The organism is Diaphorobacter sp. J5-51 (assembly GCF_001023515.1).
In the GTDB taxonomy this organism is placed as follows: domain Bacteria; phylum Pseudomonadota; class Gammaproteobacteria; order Burkholderiales; family Burkholderiaceae_C; genus Diaphorobacter; species Diaphorobacter nitroreducens.
Genome location: NZ_JSYI01000086.1, coordinates 1 through 822, shown reverse-complemented (window position 1 = coordinate 822; position 822 = coordinate 1). Strand labels below are relative to the sequence as shown.

At 55.1% G+C, this 822-nt stretch carries 1 protein-coding gene; it reads left to right on the top strand.

What is annotated here, in order from left to right:
- A partial coding sequence (locus OX89_RS12430) for an Rpn family recombination-promoting nuclease/putative transposase (protein WP_157497441.1) occupies positions 1-660 on the top strand: 660 nt, incomplete at its 5' end.
- Positions 661-822 lie beyond the last annotated feature (162 nt).

The window sequence follows — 822 nt, the reverse complement described above, 5'->3', positions numbered from 1 at the left end:
CTGCTGGAAAAGCAGCTGGTCAAGGCCCCGGACAGGCTCCCTCCTGTGCTGCCCGTCGTCTTCTATCATGGACACGCTCCGTGGAGCGCCCCTGTCCGCATCGAGGAACTGATTGATGATGCCAAGGCCCTCAAAGCCTGGGCACCCTCGCATCAATATCTCTTGCTGGAAGTGGGCCAGATCGACCCGCTGCAACTCAAGGACTGGGAAACCAACTTTGCAACGCTGCTGGTTCACCTGGAGCGCCAAGACGAGATAGAAGGGCTGCACCAGGCACTGCAACCGCTCAAGCGGTTGTTAGAGGGCCAGGAAGGACTGCAAAAGGCCTTCTTTGCTTACCTGCAAAACGTAGTGCTTGCAAAATTTGCTCCGGACGCTACTGTGCTGGAAGCTGTGAAAAACTTAGAGGAGCTGGACGCCATGATCACGGAAGAAAAACGCACGTGGAAGGAACGCATGCGCATGGAAGGCGCTCAACAGGGCCGACAGGAAGGCGAAGCCGCCGCGCTCAAGAAGCTGCTTGCCCGTCGCTTCGGGGAGATGGCTTCAGACCGTGTGACGGCGCTCATTGACAAGGCAGATCTTGCACAGATCGAAGCATGGTTCGATCGTGCGATTGATGCCACCAGCATCGAAGACGTGTTTGACACCCATCGGTGATATTCAAAAACGTCGGGTAACATCGACAACCATCCCGAAAGGGATGGTTTTCTCAAGCATCCCTAGACACCGGGTGTTTGAGAAAACCAAGATTGTTGTTCAGCTGCGTAATGCACTGAATTCAAAACGGTCGCTGGCCGTGTCGCAAGACGAATCAGCATT